Origin of the sequence: Bacillus sp. MT(2024) (genome assembly GCF_036362845.1) — a bacterium.
GTDB lineage: Bacteria > Bacillota > Bacilli > Bacillales > Bacillaceae > Bacillus > Bacillus velezensis.
This window is the reverse complement of the sequence record NZ_CP143632.1, coordinates 1,322,286-1,340,797: the sequence shown is the minus strand read 5'-3', so window position 1 is coordinate 1,340,797 and position 18,512 is coordinate 1,322,286. Positions and strand designations below refer to the sequence as shown.

The 18,512-nt window shown below is 44.1% G+C and carries 17 protein-coding genes and 2 pseudogenes; 7 read left to right on the top strand and 12 right to left on the bottom strand.

All coding sequences use genetic code 11. The features are described from left to right. Positions 1-19: 19 nt before the first annotated feature. From ccpC to fadH, 8 genes and pseudogenes are all read right to left on the bottom strand, one after another. Positions 20-901 carry a transcriptional regulator CcpC gene (gene ccpC / locus VP472_RS06990; protein WP_007611101.1) on the bottom strand — a complete coding sequence of 294 codons (882 nt, stop codon included), beginning with the start codon at positions 899-901 and terminating at the stop codon, positions 20-22. Positions 902-1,041: 140 nt separating this feature from the next. Then, positions 1,042-1,485 carry a cyclic-di-AMP-binding protein CbpB gene (cbpB, locus tag VP472_RS06985; protein ID WP_003154608.1) on the bottom strand — a complete coding sequence of 148 codons (444 nt, stop codon included), beginning with the start codon at positions 1,483-1,485 and terminating at the stop codon, positions 1,042-1,044. Between the two features lie 143 nt (positions 1,486-1,628). After that, on the bottom strand, positions 1,629-1,820 hold the full coding sequence (gene abbA / locus VP472_RS06980; RefSeq protein WP_007409618.1) for an antirepressor AbbA: 192 nt from the start codon (positions 1,818-1,820) through the stop codon (positions 1,629-1,631). 140 nt (positions 1,821-1,960) lie between these two features. After that, positions 1,961-2,479, bottom strand: coding sequence for a ribonuclease H-like YkuK family protein (locus VP472_RS06975; protein ID WP_020955744.1), 519 nt, complete (start codon positions 2,477-2,479; stop codon positions 1,961-1,963). A 122-nt stretch (positions 2,480-2,601) separates the two neighbouring features. Further along, positions 2,602-2,841 (bottom strand): YkuJ family protein, encoded by a 240-nt coding sequence (locus VP472_RS06970; RefSeq protein WP_003154613.1) that lies wholly within the window; start codon positions 2,839-2,841, stop codon positions 2,602-2,604. 444 nt (positions 2,842-3,285) lie between these two features. Then, a complete protein-coding gene (locus VP472_RS06965; RefSeq protein ID WP_003154615.1) occupies positions 3,286-4,506 on the bottom strand; it encodes an EAL domain-containing protein in 1,221 nt (406 codons plus the stop codon). 143 nt (positions 4,507-4,649) lie between these two features. Next, positions 4,650-5,198, bottom strand: a pseudogene (locus VP472_RS06960) (hypothetical protein). 110 nt (positions 5,199-5,308) lie between these two features. Continuing rightward, positions 5,309-6,073 (bottom strand): 2,4-dienoyl-CoA reductase, encoded by a 765-nt coding sequence (gene fadH / locus VP472_RS06955; RefSeq protein WP_076851224.1) that lies wholly within the window; start codon positions 6,071-6,073, stop codon positions 5,309-5,311. A gap of 141 nt (positions 6,074-6,214) precedes the next feature. Here fadH and VP472_RS06950 point away from each other — a divergent pair, with 141 nt between their 5' ends. From VP472_RS06950 to VP472_RS06935, 4 genes are all read left to right on the top strand, one after another. Continuing rightward, complete coding sequence (locus VP472_RS06950) at positions 6,215-7,078, top strand: metallophosphoesterase (protein ID WP_146276666.1); 864 nt, start codon at positions 6,215-6,217, stop codon at positions 7,076-7,078. Positions 7,079-7,152: 74 nt separating this feature from the next. After that, positions 7,153-7,647 carry a L,D-transpeptidase family protein gene (locus VP472_RS06945; RefSeq protein ID WP_088037173.1) on the top strand — a complete coding sequence of 165 codons (495 nt, stop codon included), beginning with the start codon at positions 7,153-7,155 and terminating at the stop codon, positions 7,645-7,647. Positions 7,648-7,722: 75 nt separating this feature from the next. Further along, complete coding sequence (locus tag VP472_RS06940) at positions 7,723-9,015, top strand: MFS transporter (protein WP_003154621.1); 1,293 nt, start codon at positions 7,723-7,725, stop codon at positions 9,013-9,015. Between the two features lie 122 nt (positions 9,016-9,137). Beyond that, complete coding sequence (locus tag VP472_RS06935) at positions 9,138-9,602, top strand: YkyB family protein (protein WP_003154622.1); 465 nt, start codon at positions 9,138-9,140, stop codon at positions 9,600-9,602. 42 nt (positions 9,603-9,644) lie between these two features. Here the strand turns inward: VP472_RS06935 and cheV are convergent, their stop codons facing one another. Beyond that, on the bottom strand, positions 9,645-10,556 hold the full coding sequence (gene cheV / locus VP472_RS06930) for a chemotaxis protein CheV (protein WP_003154623.1): 912 nt from the start codon (positions 10,554-10,556) through the stop codon (positions 9,645-9,647). Positions 10,557-10,744: 188 nt separating this feature from the next. Between cheV and VP472_RS06925 the strand changes: the two genes are divergently transcribed. Together VP472_RS06925 and VP472_RS06920 are read left to right on the top strand one after the other, a co-directional pair. Next, positions 10,745-10,906: a hypothetical protein gene (locus VP472_RS06925; protein ID WP_003154625.1), complete on the top strand. Its 162-nt coding sequence runs from the start codon at positions 10,745-10,747 to the stop codon at positions 10,904-10,906. A gap of 200 nt (positions 10,907-11,106) precedes the next feature. Further along, positions 11,107-12,326 (top strand): annotated as a pseudogene (locus tag VP472_RS06920) (aminotransferase A). Here VP472_RS06920 and VP472_RS06915 read toward each other — a convergent pair. Further along, complete coding sequence (locus tag VP472_RS06915; protein WP_113971599.1) at positions 12,302-14,122, bottom strand: PAS domain-containing protein; 1,821 nt, start codon at positions 14,120-14,122, stop codon at positions 12,302-12,304. The pseudogene VP472_RS06920 and the gene VP472_RS06915 overlap by 25 nt on opposite strands. Before the next feature lie 177 nt (positions 14,123-14,299). Further along, entirely contained in the window at positions 14,300-16,432 is a 2,133-nt protein-coding gene (locus tag VP472_RS06910) for a peptidoglycan D,D-transpeptidase FtsI family protein (RefSeq protein WP_146276664.1), read from the bottom strand. A gap of 335 nt (positions 16,433-16,767) precedes the next feature. On the opposite strand from VP472_RS06910, the gene VP472_RS06905 reads away from it, so the two are divergent. After that, positions 16,768-17,544 (top strand): CAP domain-containing protein, encoded by a 777-nt coding sequence (locus VP472_RS06905; protein ID WP_017417671.1) that lies wholly within the window; start codon positions 16,768-16,770, stop codon positions 17,542-17,544. A 37-nt stretch (positions 17,545-17,581) separates the two neighbouring features. On the opposite strand, the gene VP472_RS06900 is transcribed toward VP472_RS06905, so the two are convergent. After that, entirely contained in the window at positions 17,582-18,448 is an 867-nt protein-coding gene (locus tag VP472_RS06900) for an NAD(P)-dependent oxidoreductase (RefSeq protein ID WP_146276662.1), read from the bottom strand. Positions 18,449-18,512: the final 64 nt, after the last annotated feature.

Sequence of the window (18,512 nt, the reverse complement as noted above, 5' to 3'; positions counted from 1 at the left end):
CAGCATGATTGCTGTCTTTCTAAAATGGCCGTTCCTGTTTCAGCATATCTTTAATGACAGAAACAAAAGCCTGCACCTGTTTTAATTCAAATGCCGGCTCATATCCGAGCAGCCATGTGTCACGGCCGATCGGATGATCCTTTGTATCAAGCAGGGGCATTTTATTTACTTTGTCTTCCTCTTCTAAGGTGACTGACGGCAGAATGGCATAACCGATCCCGTGCAGCGCCATCTGCTTGCACGTTTCAATCTGATCGACAAGGATGGTCTGTTTCGGCGAAGTTTTGAATTTTTGATGCCACCAATGCTGAATTTCCTGAAAATATGTACTGTCACTTTTGAATTGAATAAACGGCCGATCGGTATGGGCAATATCATCAATACAGGAAATTTCCGTATCGACCAAATATAAATGATCGGTCATTAAATAATCTTTCCGGCCTTTCCATTCCGGATTTCCCCGGATAATGCCGATATGTACCTGATCTTCATACAGACTTTTCAGCATTTCGCTGCTCCACCCTGTAATGAGAGAGACCTTTGCATTCGGATATCGTTCCACATATGTTTTTAACACTTTCGGAAGCCAGTGCTGCCCGATAATCGAGGCGACGGCAAGCTTTAATGTGCCGTGAATCTCACCCTCAAGTTCATCAATGTTTTCTCTGATTCTTTCTTGCCGATCCGTGACGTCATTTGCAAATTGTATGATTTTTTCTCCTGCCGGCGTTACCGTAAGTCCTTTTTGAGACCTAAGAAAGATCTTTGTTCCCCAGGCTTTTTCAATGGTCTGCAATCGCTGGGACAGAGCCGGCTGTGACACGAATAACCGTTCGGCAGCCTTCCTCATGTTTAATTCCTCAGCTAAAACTACGAGCATATGAAGCTCTTGAAGCTGCATGTCGTCCTCCTTTTCAATGCCTTTTCATATTTCTTATCTACCATTCTAATCAAATAAAGGCTGCCGAGGCAAGCGCCACTCATATGTATGCGTTTTCTTTTTCTGGCATGCGAAAGAACAAATAGGCTGATCGTGCGAGCCTACTTATTCAATGATCTGATATGACTGCTCAACTGCTTTAATACGACTCTTCTCGTGAAAATGCCTTCAAAGACGCCTTCATCATTTTCAACGCAGACAAAGCCGTTGTTAATGACCATGCTGAACCCTTTGATAATCGGATCATTGATGTGGAGACGGGGAATGTCTTTCAGCATGACTTCCTCAACCGTAATTTGATCCAGCTTCTCAAACTCGATCCGTTCAAGTCCGAAAATGCTGTTCATAATCATATTTGTCCCGATCAAACCGTGCAGACGGTACGAAGCGTCAAGGACGGGAATGGCGGTATAGCCGGTTTTCGTCAGCACTAATAGAGCATGCTCAAGGTTGTTTCCGACTTGAACGTGCGCCACTTTATCCGCCTCGATCATAAATTGTCCGACTGTTGCATCAAGAAGCTGATCTGATTGTAAGCTAATCATGTCACTTCGACCCCTTTACATTTTTCATCAAAGCATGTATTCCCTATATTGCAATAATATAAACATTATCATTTTTTGTCGAAAAGTTTCCGTCAATAAAAAAGATACTCTTTGCAATCGAGTATCAATTTATAGGCCGCTGATTAATTTTCGTTCCGAAAACGGTCATAGAGCGTTACGAGTTTTTTATAAGTGGTTCCATCAACGCTTTTTGACCCTGCTTCTATATCGTTGATTTCGCTGGTCAAAAGCTCAATGGCATATTCTTGATTGATCAGGATATTCAGCAGAAGTTTCTGTTCTTCTTCCGTAAATCGTTCACCGATAAGACTCATACGTAATCAGGCCCCCTATTTTTAACTGAATACCTCCGAAAGCAAGGTGAAATTTGCTTTCAGCTCTACCGCTAGAATAAGTAAACAGAAAAAAATCGTCAACCGCATAATTCGACATTTTGCGGATTCTGTATGAAATATTATTTTGTGTAACGATTGGCATAACTGAATGCTGTGCAGGAATCAGGCTTGATTTTCGCTTCAATGCCCATTGAGGTAATGCGGCCGGTCATTTCTTGTATCAATTCTTTTGTCAGCCCTTTTTGACCGATATCCAGATGCACTTCAAATGAAAGATCCGCCCCTTCATCCGCAAAAGGCAAGAGCAAATCTGTCAGTTCCATAAGACGGCCGTCGAGGATATGCGCAGCCATCTCCTGGCTGAACGCGGTTTCCAGCGAGATTTTTTCGCGAAGGCTATGTATCGGTCTTGCAAGGTCGTGATTTTTCAAACAGCCCCAAGCTCCCTTGCCTGTACGGTGCAAGTGTATAGCCGTAATAAACTTTGTGAAGTCGCGGTAAACTTGTGAATCAGTCCCTACAGACAGCACGTATGCTGAACGGGGGTCTTTATTGACAAAGCGTTTCAGCCGCTCCGTCACGTCTTGAAAGGTCATCTGTGCCTCAGAAAGATTATAAAACAGAAAAGAATCAGCCATGTACGGACACTCCTCTTTCCAGAGTCTACAACCAAACGAACAAGCACGTTCCTTTGCATGATTTAATAAAGCTCCGCTTGCGGAAGACCGGAAGCTTGGTCAGCCTGAAAAATCAAATCACATTACTGAAGGAGCTCAAAAATTTCAATAGAAATCATGTCAATGTTATCAAACGGATACGTGTTAGGTTTTTCACCTTTTTGGAAAACCGTCAGTTCAAACGTTTGATTTTTTTCGAAATATTTAACACTGCAAATTTTTTCGCCGTTAACTTCAAAATAACGCTGCATCGGCTCGTTAGCCGCTTCCGCTGTTTCTTGCAGACTTTGCAGCCGCGTGATGATACCCATTAATTGTGACATTCTAAAAAAAGACTCCTTTCAAAAAACAACTTCAAATCAACAAGTATTTATTATAATACAAGTCCTACAGAGCATCATACCATAAAGTAGACCGGGATGGCATTTTCCCGCTGGATTTTCAATAAGAAAATAAACGGGAAAACTGTGTTTTCGAATAGTTTGAAGCTTTTTTCGGAATGTCATACACCTTTCAAAAATAATTTTTCGCTTTTTGAGCCGCCATTGTCAGATGTATGTGAGGAGAAGCCTTTTTATGAGGAGACAGCATAAAAAAACTTGGCGGGGGTAGCGCCAAGCTTTTTCGGATCTTGATCTGATAGAGGGGTTGGGGAACAGAGAGTAACTTCTCTCTATAACTAAATGATAATGATTATCACTATCATTGTCAATCGTTTTTTAAAACTTTTTCACATTTATAAAAAAAAGCGGCATACAGCAGCCGCTTTAAAGTAACCCGTCCTGTTCATATAAATAAGAGTAAGGCAGATCGATAAATAAATACATATTGTCATCCATCGGGTATGAAAAGGTTCTGATCATCTCACCCGTCTCAATATCACTGTACAGGTCACTGAAAAAGCCTTTTCTTGAATTCCGCATCTTCATAATGTTTTCTAAAAAGTACGGACGCCAGCTCCAGTTTTTCTCCACGTATTCAGGCTGATAAAGCCATTCGCCGGACTGCTTGAACACATTTCCCGTCAGCTGATAGCCTTCTTCATCACACATATAAATTCTGAAACAGCAGTCGGTCAGGTTTTCCGCCAGTTTTTTAATAAACTCATCGTCCGCCTGATGGGTTTTCTTCAGCTCGGAAACTGCCTGATTGACCCGCTTATAAAAATTCTCAGAGTGTTCGTATACTGTCTCCAGCTTCTTTTTTTCTCTCGTGATAAATTGCTGAAACTCCGTTTTCAAGCGTGCTTTTAACAGGCTCCGGTCTATAAAATCGCCGCTCGGCGCCTGCAGATAATAGCCTTGAAAAAATCGGCCTCCGTTTCTCCATGCGTACTGGAGCTGAAAATCAGCTTCTATATCTTCATACAGCAGCGCGGCGCCGATTTTTCTCGCCAGCAATGAAATGCTGTACAGCACATGCTCATACGAAGGTGACGGCTGAGATACTTTCAGCGCCTGCAAATCTATTTTCAGAAGGTCCGGTGAAAGGAGCGCGATTCTGTCCAGGTTGCTGCTCTCCTTACCTATATTGTCCACCGCGATTTTAATGCCGTATGTACGATAGTAGGCAAGCATATGGTACAGCTGTTCAATGTCGCCTTCGAAATTGTGCTCGGTGATCTCAAGCACAATACGGTTCAATTCAATGCCCTGCTCTTCGTATTCTTTCAAAAGCTCAAGAAAGCTTTCTCCGTGGTCAAGCATCAATACATTCGCATCCTGATTGATAAAAATCAACAGATCGCGATCAGCTTCTTTAAACCGCTCCAGCGCCTGCCTGATGACTCTGTCATCGACCTCAAGCTTATATTCTTCCGGAATGCCGGAATCTAAGAAAAACGGCCCGAGGCTCTCAATCTCCGCATCTGCCAAAATCCGCCCAAGCACTTCGTAGCCTACGACTCTTTGTTCCTCAGCGTTAAAAATCGCTTGGTAATACGGAATGACATCATCAATATTCGTCAGTATATCAAGTGGGTCCAACATGTTATCACCTGCTTCTCTATCTTTGTCTGATTATACACAATTATATCAGCACCACAAATGTTTAGATTAGGGGAAAAAGGAGGCAGTATGGCAGCAGTTTAAAATAAAAGGGGAAAACTTTTTAAGATCACTCTTCAGACCGGTTAATTAAGGACGTTATTCATTTGTTTCACCATCACAAATAAAAGGATAAATATAAGAGCATTATAACCGGCGGCTGTCCAAAAATAATGGCTCCAATCAGTACTGTTAAATATCCAATCATCATCATGTTTCAACTGAAAGAAAGTTCCTTTTTTATCTAAAGTGCCAAATGTAAGAGTTGTTAACCCGCCAGCACTCTTGGAAACGTCAACTCCATACATTGAACCGGCATGATCAGTATGATTTATTGGCATATACGTATAATCAGATAAAATTGTTTCCGCCAGCTTGGTTGGCAGAGACACATATCATACAGCCGATGTATCGCCTCCGAGCCCACTCAAATACTCCCTGGCTTTAATAAATTTCGTTTCATCAGGAAAATCTATATGATATAGCTTTTCAAATCTGATTATTTCATCAGATGTAAGATTGGTATTTTGATAATACTCCGGAGTAAAAGCGCAAATGATAAAGTACCAAATATTAAAGATGATAACGCAACTGCTTACAAATAGTACAACGAACCATTTTAATAATTTCTTCACTTATTCACCTCTTAATCTTTAAAAATTATATCATAATTTTGAATAGAAAAATAAAACAAGCGAACGTTCACCTTTAACGTTCGCTTGCTTCGCAAAATATGTCATGTAAATTAAAACGGGTAAGGATTCAGCCATTGCCCCCCGTCCATTGTGATACAATCCCCGTTTATATAGGATGCTTCATCGGATAGCAAAAACGCTGCCAAAGCGGCGATTTCCTCCGGTGTCCCCAGACGGCCGAGCGGCACACTGTTCATAGTGCGGGACACCGCTTTTTCCGATTCAAACAGCTTCTCCGCACCGCCTGTCCGTTCAATCGGGCCGGGGGCTATCGCGTTTGTGCGGATGCCGTATTTGCTCCCCCATTCAACGGCCAGCGTTCTTGTCAGTGACAATACCCCCGCTTTGGCTGCAGCGGAATGAACGACACCCGCTCCCGCTCCCCATGCGTATGTAGCGGCCATATTTAAGATGACGCCCTTCTGCTCCTGCTCGATCCAATGCCTTGCCGCGGCTTGGCTGCAGAAAAATGTGCCGTTTAAAACAATCTCAATAACAGCTTTCCATCCATTGGGCGTCAGCTTCTCTGCCGGGCAAATAAAATTGCCGGCCGCATTGTTAATCAGCGCATCGAGCCGGCCAAAGACTTTTTTCGCTTCTGTAATCATGTCTGAAGCGGCGGAATCAGAACGGACATCCATTTGAAAACAGGCGACCTGCCCCTCAAAGGTCTCAATTTCTTTTTTTGTTTCCTCAAGTGCTTCACGGTTCCTCCCTGTCACCATGACGTGCCATCCTAATTCAGCCTGTTTTTTCGCCATTGCTTTTCCCATGCCGCTTGAACCGCCTGTAATGATTACCGCTTTCTTATCCATAACAAACCCCCCTTATATTGAATGAATAATCATTCATAATCTTATCATAGATGTCTTTCCGCGTCATTACATGCTGAGAAGGGATTTTTCAGCCAGGCTGATGATATAATAGAACAACTCTGACAAAGGTTGGTTTTACAGATGGAGAAAATGACGAGAAGAACATTTTTAAAAAGAGGATTCGGCATTTTGGGTGCAACTCTTGCAACGGCTTGCGGAGGTTACGGCTATGCCCGGTATATTGAACCGCGCATGATTGAGATCACCCGTCATACAATCACCAACCGCCTGATCCCCCGCGGCTTTGACAATTTTAAAATCGTTCAATTCAGCGATACGCATCTCAGTGATGTGTTTACATCCGGTGACTTGAATAAAGCAGCGGAAAAGATCAATCAGCTGAAACCCGATCTGCTCATCTTTACGGGAGATTTAATTGATAAGCCGCATTTATTTAATGATCACCAGCAAGCACTCGCCGTGCTGCAAAATCTGGAAGCTCCCTTCGGCAAACTTTGTGTTTACGGAAACCATGACCACGGAGGCTACGGTACGAACACGTACAAGGCTCTGATGGAAGCGGCTGATTTTCAAGTGCTTCGAAATGGCTGCCATCAGGTGCAGCTGACAGACGGAAGCCGGATTGAACTCGCGTTTTTGGATGATGTAATGCTCGGAAAACCCGATTATGAAGGCACCCTGTCCCGCCTTTCCGAAGATGCGTTTTCCATTTTAATCGTCCACGAGCCTGATGCCGCTCTCAAGATCGGCGGATATCCCGTAAACCTCCAGCTGTCGGGACACACTCACGGCGGCCAGGTCCAGCTCCCGTTTTTCGGCCCTCTCATTACGCCTCCATACGGAAAAACGTATACCGACGGCATGTATACGCTGCATGACACAACCGTTTACGTTAATCGCGGGCTCGGTACGACAAGACTGCCGTATCGATTTTTAGCCAGACCGGAAATCACGCTGTTCACATTGAAAACCGTACAAAAATAAGACTTTTATCCCGATGCACAGACACCCCCTCCGTAATATGTATATGGAAAAGAGCAAAAAGGAGGGTGATGAAACTGCTGACATATCAAGTGAAACAAGGAGAAACCATCTCAAGCATTGCGCAAGACTTCAGAATAAGCACTGCTGCTCTCCTTCAGGCAAATCCCTCAATCCAATCGGTCATATACGCGGGACAGCATATTATCATACCGAATCTTCCCGACCCATCCACCATCCCCTATTCCATTGTCGTGTATATCGGAGCGAAGAAACTGGAGTTATACCGCCTTGGCAGGCTCATCCGTACGTACCCCATCGCAGTCGGAAAAATATTGACGACCACGCCGACCGGAGAATTTTACATTGTGAACCGCCAGCCTAAGCCCGGCGGCCCGTTCGGCGCTTATTGGCTCAGCCTCTCTAAAATTCATTACGGCATTCACGGAACAAATAATCCTTCCTCCATCGGCAAAGCGGTATCAAAAGGATGCATCCGGATGTATAATCAGGACGTCACTGAACTTGCCGCTACCGTGCCTAATGGAACAAGGGTGACCATTATAAGATAGAAAGATCTTATTTGTTAATGGAACGAGCTGATGATAATATATTACAGTGGGACCTTTAGGGTAAGGAGCGTGTTTATGGATATATTTAAAAATCGCAATTTTGTCCGTCTCTTTTTCGCAGCACTCGCTTCTCAAATGGGAACGACTGTAGGTAATATGGCTTTCGCTTTTTACTTGCTGGACCATTTTTCAAACCAGCCGGCATACACAACTTTGGCTGAGCTGATGTATTCACTGCCGACAGTTTTCGTATTTCTGATTGTCGGTGTCGCAGCTGACCGGCTTGACAGGAAAAAGGTCGCAGAGAATTGTGACTGGATCAGAGCCGGACTGACGATCATATTGTTTGCCGCATTATACACTGGGAGCATCCCTCTCGTGTTCTGTATTTTGTTCATCAGAAGCGCCGTGACCAAGTTCTTTTTCCCGGCGGAAGCCAGCCTTGTACAAGCTATTCTGCCTAAGGAGCATTATGCGAAAGCGGCGGGACTTAACCAGATACTGTTCAGCATCTTTATGGTATTCGGCGTCGGTATGGGCGCGTTTATGTATAAAACGATCGGTATGCACGGAGCCATTATCCTTGATTTTGTCAGCTTTATTGTATCAGGCTTTCTGATCCGCGCCTGCCGCATTCCGAAAGAAGCCCGTCAGCCGAACGGCCCTTTTAAATGGGGAGATTCGTTTCTGAAAGACTCGGTCGCTGATTTTAAGGAAGGGATCGTATATATTGTTAAAAACAAATTGCTTGCTTCCCTTATTTTCGGCTTTTTTATCTTTGGTTTTGTCAACGGCGGCTTTGCCGTACTGCCGATGTTTACGATGAAATACGGACTTGCGCCGGATCATTACGAATCACATACTTCCATCTTCACCGTCGCACTCGGCTTCGGCCTGCTTGCAGGAAGTGTGATCGGAACGATGATCGCAAAAAAAGTCAAACCGCATCATTTGATGTCGATTCCTATTTTGGCAGCCGGACTGCTCATTTTTGTCCTCGGCTATACGGATAAGCTGTGGATTTATTATGCGGCGGCTTTCATCCTCGGCATGTGCATCGGCCCCGTCAATATCGCCATCGGGGGCTGGATGCCGAAAATCGTTCATCCGAAAATAATGGGCCGGGTCAGCGGCTGGCAGGACCCTTTTATGATGTTTGCCCAATCGATTACACTCGGACTGGTTGCCCTGTTATTTCCGAAATTCGTTGCCAATATTGATTACCTTTATTACGGCATGGGAATTGTGATTTTAGCGGTATTTGTGTTCTATTTTATCGCTCTTCCGAAATACAGCGCCGAGGCAGCAGAGGTCGATGTGCAGCAATCATTAAAGGCTGATTCCGAAAAACATGCGAAACCTGTCTAATAAAGGAAAAAAATGCGCCCTTTTCATCAGAAAAAGGCGTATTTTTATAATCAATATTTGCATTTCAACGCTAAAAAAGTATAATCTATATATGAACTTGATCAATGCAAAGGAGAGAAATAATGGACGACCACGCTTATTCGAAAGAGCTGCAGCCAACCATCGAGAATCTTTCAAAAGCTGTTTATACTGTGAACCGCCATGCAAAAACCGCCCCCAACCCTAAATACCTTTATCTGCTGAAAAAACGGGCATTACAAAAGCTTGTGAAAGAAGGCAAAGGGAAAAAAATAGGGCTTCACTTTTCAAATAATCCCAGGTTTAGCCAACAGCAGTCAGACGTACTTATCTCTATCGGAGACTACTATTTTCACATGCCTCCAACAAAAGAAGACTTCCAGCATCTTCCGCATTTAGGTACGTTAAATCAATCGTACCGCAATCCTAAAGCACAAATGTCTTTGACAAAAGCGAAAAACGTATTGCAAAAATATGTGGGCTTAAAGGAAAAACCGCTTGCCGCCAACAGGCAGCAGCCCGCTTATCATAAACCCGTATTTAAAAAACTTGGTGAGAGTTATTTTTAATTCCGCCGCAAAAAAGCCGATGCGTCATGCATCGGCTTTTTTCTATTCAATCACGTACGTATCCACTTTTTTAATGAGCTCGCTGATTTCAGGCTTGCTGATCTGTTCATCCGCTCCGACTACTTCGCCCCGGTGGCGCAGGTCGTCCGTAATGAGGGACGAGAAAATCATAATCGGTACATCAGAGCTTTGCGGGTTATCCTTAAGGAGCTTCGTCAAACGATGCCCGTCCATTTTCGGCATCTCAATGTCACTGATAATCATGTCAATATGATCTGACAGGTTTGCTCCGTTATCCGTCAGTTCCACGACGTAATCATACGCTTCTTTTCCGTTTTCAAACGCAACGATTTCACTGTACCCCGCCTCAGTCAGCTCATCCGTCAAAAGACGCATCAGAAGCGGCGAGTCTTCAACGATAATCAGTTTTTTACCCGCCCGTCTTTCATCAAATCCTTCCTGATGGACATGATAAGTCTCAACACCGGATGCTGATTCAATATCGTAAATGATCTTTTCATAATCAGGCAGAAAGATCATCGTGTCTTCCAGTTTGATGATTCCCGTTAAGTGCCGCTCCATGCCCTGGTTCAGGGAAGTCGGCTTTTCAATCGCCTCCCAGGACACCCTGTGGATTTGTGAAACGGAACCGACGTGAAAGACGATTTTCCGCTTGTTGAATTCCGTTACGATATATTTATCGTCTTTTGCTCCTTCGGCATCAACGCCGAAAAAGGTATACAGACTGATGACGGGAAGAATTTCGCCTCTCAGCTTAATCATCCCTTCTACGTCTTTATGAGACTGAGGCACAGATGTGACATCTACCGGCTGAATGATTTCCCGGACTTTCATCACATTTATGCCAAATGTATTGACGCCTACTTCAAATTTGACGATTTCTAATTCGTTTGTGCCTGAATCCAATAAAATATCGTATTGTTGTAAAGACAATTCAATCCCTCGCTATCCGCATTCAGTATTGTACTGTATATATCGGCTGTAAACGGAAAAAGTGAATGTATTCGGGCCAACTGGCCATGAACTCTTTATAAAAAGATGCTTTTTTCTGATATCCCATTGACTTTTTGACATCGAGTGGTAAAATAGTCAAGGATTTTTCAGGAAGAAGGGTGTAATAAATGGGTACAGTAGTCATATTCGACCAAGATCAAATGATGGTGTTAGAAGATATCAGCAAAACGGCTTACCTGCAAATGAAAAAAGAGGCGAAAGATCGTCCCGACAAGCCTGCTCCATACATCTTATGGCGGGAAGACGTCAGCTTTGAATACGGGTATTAATGACATTCGCCACATATCACAATAGATAGATCATGATACAATGAAGACAATCATTTCAGCTGGTTGTCTTATTTTTTTCTGAAAGAAGGTATGTTTTCACATATCGGACATATACTCGGGATAGTTTAATAAAAAGATGACAAATGCTCAGCTAGTGGTAAAATAGGATAAACTCAATATATAGTATAAGGTGATGAATTATGGAACATTTGCTTAATCCGAATGTAAAAGAAATTGAAATTTCAGGAATTCGCAAATTCTCAAATCTTGTAGCTCAGCACGACAATGTCATTTCGCTTACGATCGGCCAGCCGGATTTCTTCACGCCGCACCATGTCAAAGCGGCTGCCAAAAAGGCAATCGACGAGAACGCAACGGCATATACTCCGAACGCGGGCGGCCATGAGCTGAGACAGGCCGTACAGCTTTATATGAAGAAAAAAGCTGATTTGAATTATGAGGCTGAAACTGAAATCATTGTCACAACCGGGGCAAGCCAAGCGATTGACGCGTCTTTGCGGACGATTTTATCTCCAGGCGATGAAGTTATTCTCCCCGGCCCGATATATCCGGGCTACGAACCGATCATCCGCATGTCAGGCGCCGTTCCGGTCCATGTAGATACGACGACTCACGGATTTAAGCTGACGGCGCGGCTCATTGAAGAATCGCTGACACCAAAAACAAAATGCGTCATTCTTCCTTATCCGTCAAATCCGACCGGAGTGACATTGTCTGAGGAAGAGCTGCAAAACATCGCAGCCGTCCTGAAGGGCAGAAATGTTTTTGTCCTGTCTGATGAGATTTACAGCGAATTAACCTATGACAGACCGCATTATTCGATCGCGTCTTATTTGAGAGACCAGACGATCGTCATCAACGGCCTGTCAAAATCACACAGCATGACGGGCTGGAGAATCGGTTTCATTTTCGCACCGAAAGAAATTGCCAAGCACATCTTAAAAGTTCACCAATACAGTGTGACATGCGCGTCTTCAATCTCTCAGAAAGCGGCTCTTGAAGCGGTGACAAACGGTGTTGATGATGCGCTTATTATGAGAGAACAGTATAAAAAGCGGCTTGACTATGTATATGACCGTCTTGTCTCAATGGGGCTTGACGTCGTAAAGCCGTCAGGCGCATTTTATATCTTCCCTTCCATTAAGTCATTCGGAATGTCATCGTTTGATTTTAGTATGGCTCTTTTAGAGGATGCAGGTGTGGCTCTTGTGCCCGGCAGCTCGTTTTCAAAATTGGGTGAAGGGTATGTGAGGCTGTCATTCGCATATTCACTGGATACATTGAGAGAAGGCTTGGACCGGCTGGAAGCATTTATTTTAAAAACGAGAGAATCCATGCAGACTATTTAAACAACGGCATAACGCCGTTGTTTTTTTATTGTTTCGGGAATGTAATGTGAAAGGCCGTGCCTCTGTCCGGTTTGCTGTCTACTTGGATGGCTCCCTGATGGTTTTTAATAAGGTTGAATGTGACCATCAGCCCCAGGCCGGTTCCTTTTTCTTTCGTTGTCAAAAACGGTTCGCCTATTCGTTTCAGCACGTTTTCCGGTATCCCGTCACCCTCGTCTTTCACCGTCACATTAACGGAATACTCATCTTCTGTCATGATGATGTGAACCGTTCCCCCATCCGGCATCGACTCAACGGCATTTTTAATCAGATTGATAAACACCTGTTTCAGCTGATTTTGATCACCGTTAATATACATGCTGTCATGTTCGTAATCCGTTTTGATAAAAATCCCTTTAAGATTCGCCTGCGTCTCTAAAAGAGCGGTCACTTCACTTATAATTTTCTTTAAGTTTACACGCTCTTTCACGGCGTTTTGCTGAGGTTTGGCAAGCATTAAAAGCTCACTTAAAATTAATTCGATTCTGCTCAGTTCAGAAAACACAATTTCAAAGTAATGTTCGTTTTCCTCCATCGTCGGCTTCATGAGCTGTAAAAATCCTTTGATCGCCGTCAGCGGATTGCGGATTTCGTGAGCGATCCCCGCTGCCAGCTGCCCTGCGATAGACAGCTTTTCCGACTTCAGCATTAATTCCTCCGTCTGCTTCCGCTCAGAAATGTCACGCAGAATGACCTGCACGGCCGTTTCTCCGAAAAACGTCGTCGGAATGCAGACCATTTCCGTGTAGATCAGCCGGTTTTTAAAGGTAAACCACGATTGCTTAATAATTTCTGACTCGGTCTTTCGGTTGATAATATTTTGGATCCGCTGTTTCACTCCGTCATGATCACAGGGATGAAGCTGATCATAGACGTTTTTCCCGATTAAATCTTCATATGTTTCAGCCTCAAACAGCGAAATGCCCGATTCATTCATGAATACCCACTTATCATTGTGAATCACGGCGATCGTGTCAATTGAATTCTGAATGAGGAGCTGATAACGCTCTCTGCTTTTTTGCAGAATCGTTTGGAATTTTTTCCGTGAAGAAATATCAATCAGAAGCAGCAATTCCGCCCGCTGATTTTTATATGTCGTCGGTGCCGCCTTCACTTCTAAATGAACGGGCGTGCCGTCGAGCCTTCTCCACGTCTGTTCGATCATTCCGACTTCCATTCCTTTTTGCATCCGCACAATTCGGTTTTTCACAATGTCGTGATACTCTTCTTCAATAAACTCATAAGAGCGCCTGCCGATTACCTCGTCTTTGCTTTCGGCTCCCAGCATGGCAAGCATCGCGTTGTTGGCGTAGGCGATTGTGCCGTTGATGCTGACATATAAAGGATTCGGCAGCATTTCGACAAGACGCTCAAATTCACCGTTTCCAGCCGCATCTTCAGACTGTTGTTCTGCCATTTGCTTCTTTTGTTCATACATATAAGGCCGGCGGGGCGTCTTCTCCTCAAGCACCTTGATTTTGAGGATGATTTCCCGATCCGTCCCCTCCATTTGCGGTGTGACAATTTCCACACCCGCTTCAAGCCATACAATGGTATGATCTTTTTTAATAAGACGAAAGGTGCAAGGCATCAAATGATGCTCATTATAGAAGTAACTTTCAACCAAAAATTGATCTTCTTCATGCAGGAACGTTTTGAGAAATGACCCGATCATCTCTTCCTGAGAATAACTGAAATACGATTTGCAGTTTGCAGAAATATACATAATACGCCCGTTAGACGTCAAAACGGCATGAAGATCGGTTTTCGATTGAAACTGTTTGACATGCTGAGTATCCTGTTCCACAGAATCCCTCCTTTGCATTATACTCGCACTGCAGGCTGGACACGGACTGATATAAAAAGAAATTCCACTAGATTGATTCGCTAAAAAATGAGCATTCTCCTTCTATTCTTATTGTGAACGTCAATTTTCCTGAATGAAAGAAAGGGCGCACGATATGTTCGGCCGCCCTTTCATTTGTTATTTTTTATTGTATTTCTTTTCAAGCTCTTTGTAAGCGTCAACTGCTCCTTTGGCAATGTTTTTACTGATATGATCTTTATCATCTCGAACAGACGGAACGACGACGCTGAATGCCACTCGTGGATGTTCTGACGGATAATAGCCGACAAAGGTCAGGTTATACGTGTCTTTCCCCCACCAGTTTTTGTTCGTGCCGTAATAGTGCGTCTCCGCGGTTCCCGTTTTACCGGATACATCAGCGCCTGAACCTTGAAATGTTGAATAAGCCGTTCCTTGAGGTGAGCTTGTGACCAACTTCATTCCTTTATGAACTTGGTCAAAATCGCTCGGGCTGTTATTTACTTTGTTCAAAATTTTAATATCGCGCTGTTCAATCGCTTTTCCAATCTTGTTTTTGCTGTCCGGTTCATGAATGCTTGTGACGATCCGCGGCTGGACGCGATACCCGCCGTTTGCGATGGCTGAAATATATTGAGCCATTTGAAGCGGCGTATACGTATCAAACTGTCCGATCGCAAAGTCAAGCAGCAACCCCCCGACCATTTGCGGATTTGACTGCATGCCCGCTGATTCCTGCGGAAGATCAATCCCGGTCTTCACACCCAAACCGAATTGAGCGTAGTAGTTGCGCATTTTTTTAATATCGTCTAATCCGGCCGGCAGCGTGCCGTGCGGAACGTAGGTAATGCCCGCTATATGCATGGCCACATGAAACATATATATGTTTGAACTTCTTTGCAGCGCGGTCAGCTCAGTAATGGTCCCCATTTGTGTCCACGAGCGCTTTTCCGTGCCGTCTTTAAACTTAAGCGGTGCATCGACAAACGTTTTATAATGCGGGAGGCCGCTTTGGTAACCCGCAAGAACAGTCGCTCCTTTAACAGAAGAGCCCATCTCATATTGGGTCGTAAATGCTCCGATCGCAAAATCCTGTGTTTTATTCGTTTCGAGATCGATGCGTTTCCCCGCCATTGAGAGAATATCCCCGTTGTTCGGATCCATCATGACGGCAAACCCTCTGTCAACCATATAGTTGCCTGCAGCGCGGCTTCTTCTCAGCTCTTTTTCAATGACTTTTTCGACTTTCGACTGTAATTCCATATCGAGCGAGAGCTGCAGATCGTAGCCTCTGCTGCCTTCATCGACGGGCTTTTGGCTGACGACTTCACCTTTGCTGTTTTCCACATACTCTACTTTTTCTTTATGCGCGTTTAAATAGTCCTCATACTGATATTCAATGTAGCTTTTACCCACCCGGTCATTCAGTGAGTAGCCTCTTGTGACATAGTAATCTTTCCGTTCGCCCAACAATCCCTGTTCCGGTGTCGTCACACCGCCGAACAGAGAGTACAGTGTTTTGTCGTACGGATATTTCCGCGTCCAATCATTGATTACGTCAATGCCGGGGAGCTCTTTCAGGTGCTCGGATACGACGGAAACTTCTTCATATGTCAGGTCGCTTTTCGGTTTTTGCTTGTTGTTGTCATGCTCGTCAAGCAGTGAACCGCTGTTTCCGTTTCCGTTCAGCTTATTCGGGTCCATTGATTTGACGACTTGCGGCTGATAGGCGTTGCCGCTTGAAAAACGCGTATAAATCGCCGCGATTTCCAGCTCTTTTTTATTTTGTTTGATCGCGTCAATCTCCTGCTTTGGGACGCGTTCAATCTGGCGTTTGTACACTTCTTGCGGCTTCAGGCTGTTTTCTGAATCCTTCATAAGCTTTTCCGCCTTCTTCGGATGTGCGGCAAGCCAGTAATCAATGATATTTCGATCCTTCATAAATTCAGTATCAATATGAATCAGTGCGGCGAGATTTTTTGCCGTTTTCAATTTGTCCTTTGCCGAGGTTTTTGAGGTGGATACATATACAATTTCAGGCACAGCCTGGTTATCAACCGCCACCCTGTTCCGCTTGTCATACATCTTTCCCCGCGGTGTCGGATAATAGGCGGTTTTTGCATTTGCCTTCTCCGCATCCTGGCGGTGTTTATCCCCTTCGACAATCTGGACGATGCCGAGTTTAAAAATCAGTGCCGTAAAGAGAAGAAAAACAATCAAAAAATAGAGATTCATTCTCAGCGCTCTGTAACGTTTCGTTTTTTTCTTTGGTTCGCGCGCGACTTCAGCCACTTTCTGTTACACCTCTCAAATCATTGAATATATTTACATAAACAGATTTTAATTGTAACATTTTTGTAAAAGTTGTTACAGCGAAAACGGGTAAAAAAAACTGTCAAGATCAAATTATCTTAAAATATATCTAACACTTCAAATAATTTGAAGAGATGTAACGGATTTTAAAAAATAAATACAGATCGTTTTTCCCGGTATAGAGCCATTTTTCTGCGCTCAATTACAATTATGACAAGAGTTTGTTGTCAAAGGAAATGGCTGGCTGCATTATGACAAAAAAGCTGTGATAAGATTTTTCATGTAGAAAAAACTTCTCTGGGAGGCTATTAACTATGAAAAAAGCATTTCTCTTATCTGCCGCCGCGGCAGTCAGTTTGATTACATTCGGAGGCATTCAGCAGGCATCTGCCAAAGAGCTGTCATGCCAGCACGTCGTTACCGTGAAAAAAGGAAACACTGTACAGCATCTGACTCTTCAAGAGGCTGTTGAAAAACTACATATGAAAACGAGCGTGAAAAAGCTGAACGTTAAAAATGAGAAAGAACTGACTCAGCTGCTGCAAAAACACGCAAAGCATTCTGATATGACAGTTAAAGACGTTCAAAAAGAAACACCGGCAAAAACGGCCCCGACAGCTGCCGAAAAACCGAAAGCCGATCAAAACCAGACGGCTGACAATGCAAAGCAGACAGATAACACAAACAACAGCAGCGAGAAAACTCCTTCATCAGTCAGTGCGTATGAAAAGAAAGTCGTTGAATTGACAAATGCAGAGAGACAAAAGCAAGGCTTAAAACCTCTGCAGATTGATGAAAAATTAAGCAAATCAGCTCACGCAAAATCACAAGATATGAAAGACAAAAACTATTTCGATCACCAAAGTCCTACTTACGGCTCACCTTTCGATATGATGAAGTCTTTCGGAATCACTTATAAAACCGCCGGTGAAAATATCGCCAAAGGACAGCCGACTCCTGAAGCTGTCGTTAAAGCTTGGATGAACAGTGAAGGACACAGAAAGAACATCATGAATCCTGAGTTCACTCAAATCGGTGTCGGTTACGTAGAATCAGGAAACATCTGGACACAGCAATTCATCGGAAAATAAATAATAAAAAAGATTGCCCCTGCGGGCAATCTTTTTTTTATTTCACCCAAAGCTTATAAATACTTTGAGTTCCGCTGTTTTCTTCACCTTGCGCGGAAAGCTTGTCGTACAATGATTTGGCAAGCGCCAATCCGGGCATTTCTTCTCCCATCAGCTCCGCTTCTTCAAGGGCAATGCCCATGTCTTTAATAAAGTGTTTCACGTAAAATCCGGGCGCAAAATCGCCTTTCAGCATACGGGGAGCGAGGTTGGACAATGACCAGCTGCCAGCCGCTCCGGTTGTAATGCTTTTCAGCACTTGTTCCGGGTTCAGACCGGATTTTTCCGCGTAAGCCATCGCTTCAGCCACTCCGACCATCCCCGCTGCAATCGCGATCTGATTGCACATTTTCGTATGCTGGCCGCTGCCGGCCGGTCCTTGATACTGAATGTTTTCCCCCATAACGGAGAAAAGCGGCAGGCATGCTTCAAACGCTTTTTTTTCTCCTCCGGCCATAATGGCAAGCGTTCCGTTCCTCGCGCCGATGTCTCCGCCGGAAACGGGTGCATCCAGGGCGTGAATGGATTTTTCTTTGGCTTTCTCCGCTATTTTCTTCGCCAGAGACGGTTTTGATGTCGTCATGTCAATGACAAACGCCCCTTCTTTTGCATGACGGAGAATGCCGCTTTCACCGAGATAGATTTCCTCGACATCACTCGGATAGCCGACCATGGTAATAATGATGTCTGCTTTTTCCGAAAGGTCTTTGACCGTCTCCTGCCAGACCGCTCCCTTATTCAGAATCTCTTCCGCTTTTTGTTTCGTCCGTGTGTAGACTAAAACAGGATAGCCCGCTTCTAAAATGTGCGATGCCATACTGTTTCCCATGACGCCTAAACCGATAAATCCGACCGTTTTGTTCACTGCGCTTTCCTCCCCTGATGCGATTCATATATCACTCTTTCATGTCTATATTACCATATTATAG

Bases quoted from the DNA above. Each gene is read 5' to 3' on its own strand.
- ccpC (WP_007611101.1), bottom strand. From the start codon at position 901: ATGCAGCTTCAAGAGCTTCATATGCTCGTAGTTTTAGCTGAGGAATTA.
- cbpB (WP_003154608.1), bottom strand. From the start codon at position 1,485: ATGATTAGCTTACAATCAGATCAGCTTCTTGATGCAACAGTCGGACAA.
- abbA (WP_007409618.1), bottom strand. From the start codon at position 1,820: ATGAGTCTTATCGGTGAACGATTTACGGAAGAAGAACAGAAACTTCTG.
- VP472_RS06975 (WP_020955744.1), bottom strand. From the start codon at position 2,479: ATGGCTGATTCTTTTCTGTTTTATAATCTTTCTGAGGCACAGATGACC.
- VP472_RS06970 (WP_003154613.1), bottom strand. From the start codon at position 2,841: ATGTCACAATTAATGGGTATCATCACGCGGCTGCAAAGTCTGCAAGAA.
- VP472_RS06965 (WP_003154615.1), bottom strand. From the start codon at position 4,506: ATGTTGGACCCACTTGATATACTGACGAATATTGATGATGTCATTCCG.
- fadH (WP_076851224.1), bottom strand. From the start codon at position 6,073: ATGGATAAGAAAGCGGTAATCATTACAGGCGGTTCAAGCGGCATGGGA.
- VP472_RS06950 (WP_146276666.1), top strand. From the start codon at position 6,215: ATGGAGAAAATGACGAGAAGAACATTTTTAAAAAGAGGATTCGGCATT.
- VP472_RS06940 (WP_003154621.1), top strand. From the start codon at position 7,723: ATGGATATATTTAAAAATCGCAATTTTGTCCGTCTCTTTTTCGCAGCA.
- VP472_RS06935 (WP_003154622.1), top strand. From the start codon at position 9,138: ATGGACGACCACGCTTATTCGAAAGAGCTGCAGCCAACCATCGAGAAT.
- VP472_RS06925 (WP_003154625.1), top strand. From the start codon at position 10,745: ATGGGTACAGTAGTCATATTCGACCAAGATCAAATGATGGTGTTAGAA.
- VP472_RS06905 (WP_017417671.1), top strand. From the start codon at position 16,768: ATGAAAAAAGCATTTCTCTTATCTGCCGCCGCGGCAGTCAGTTTGATT.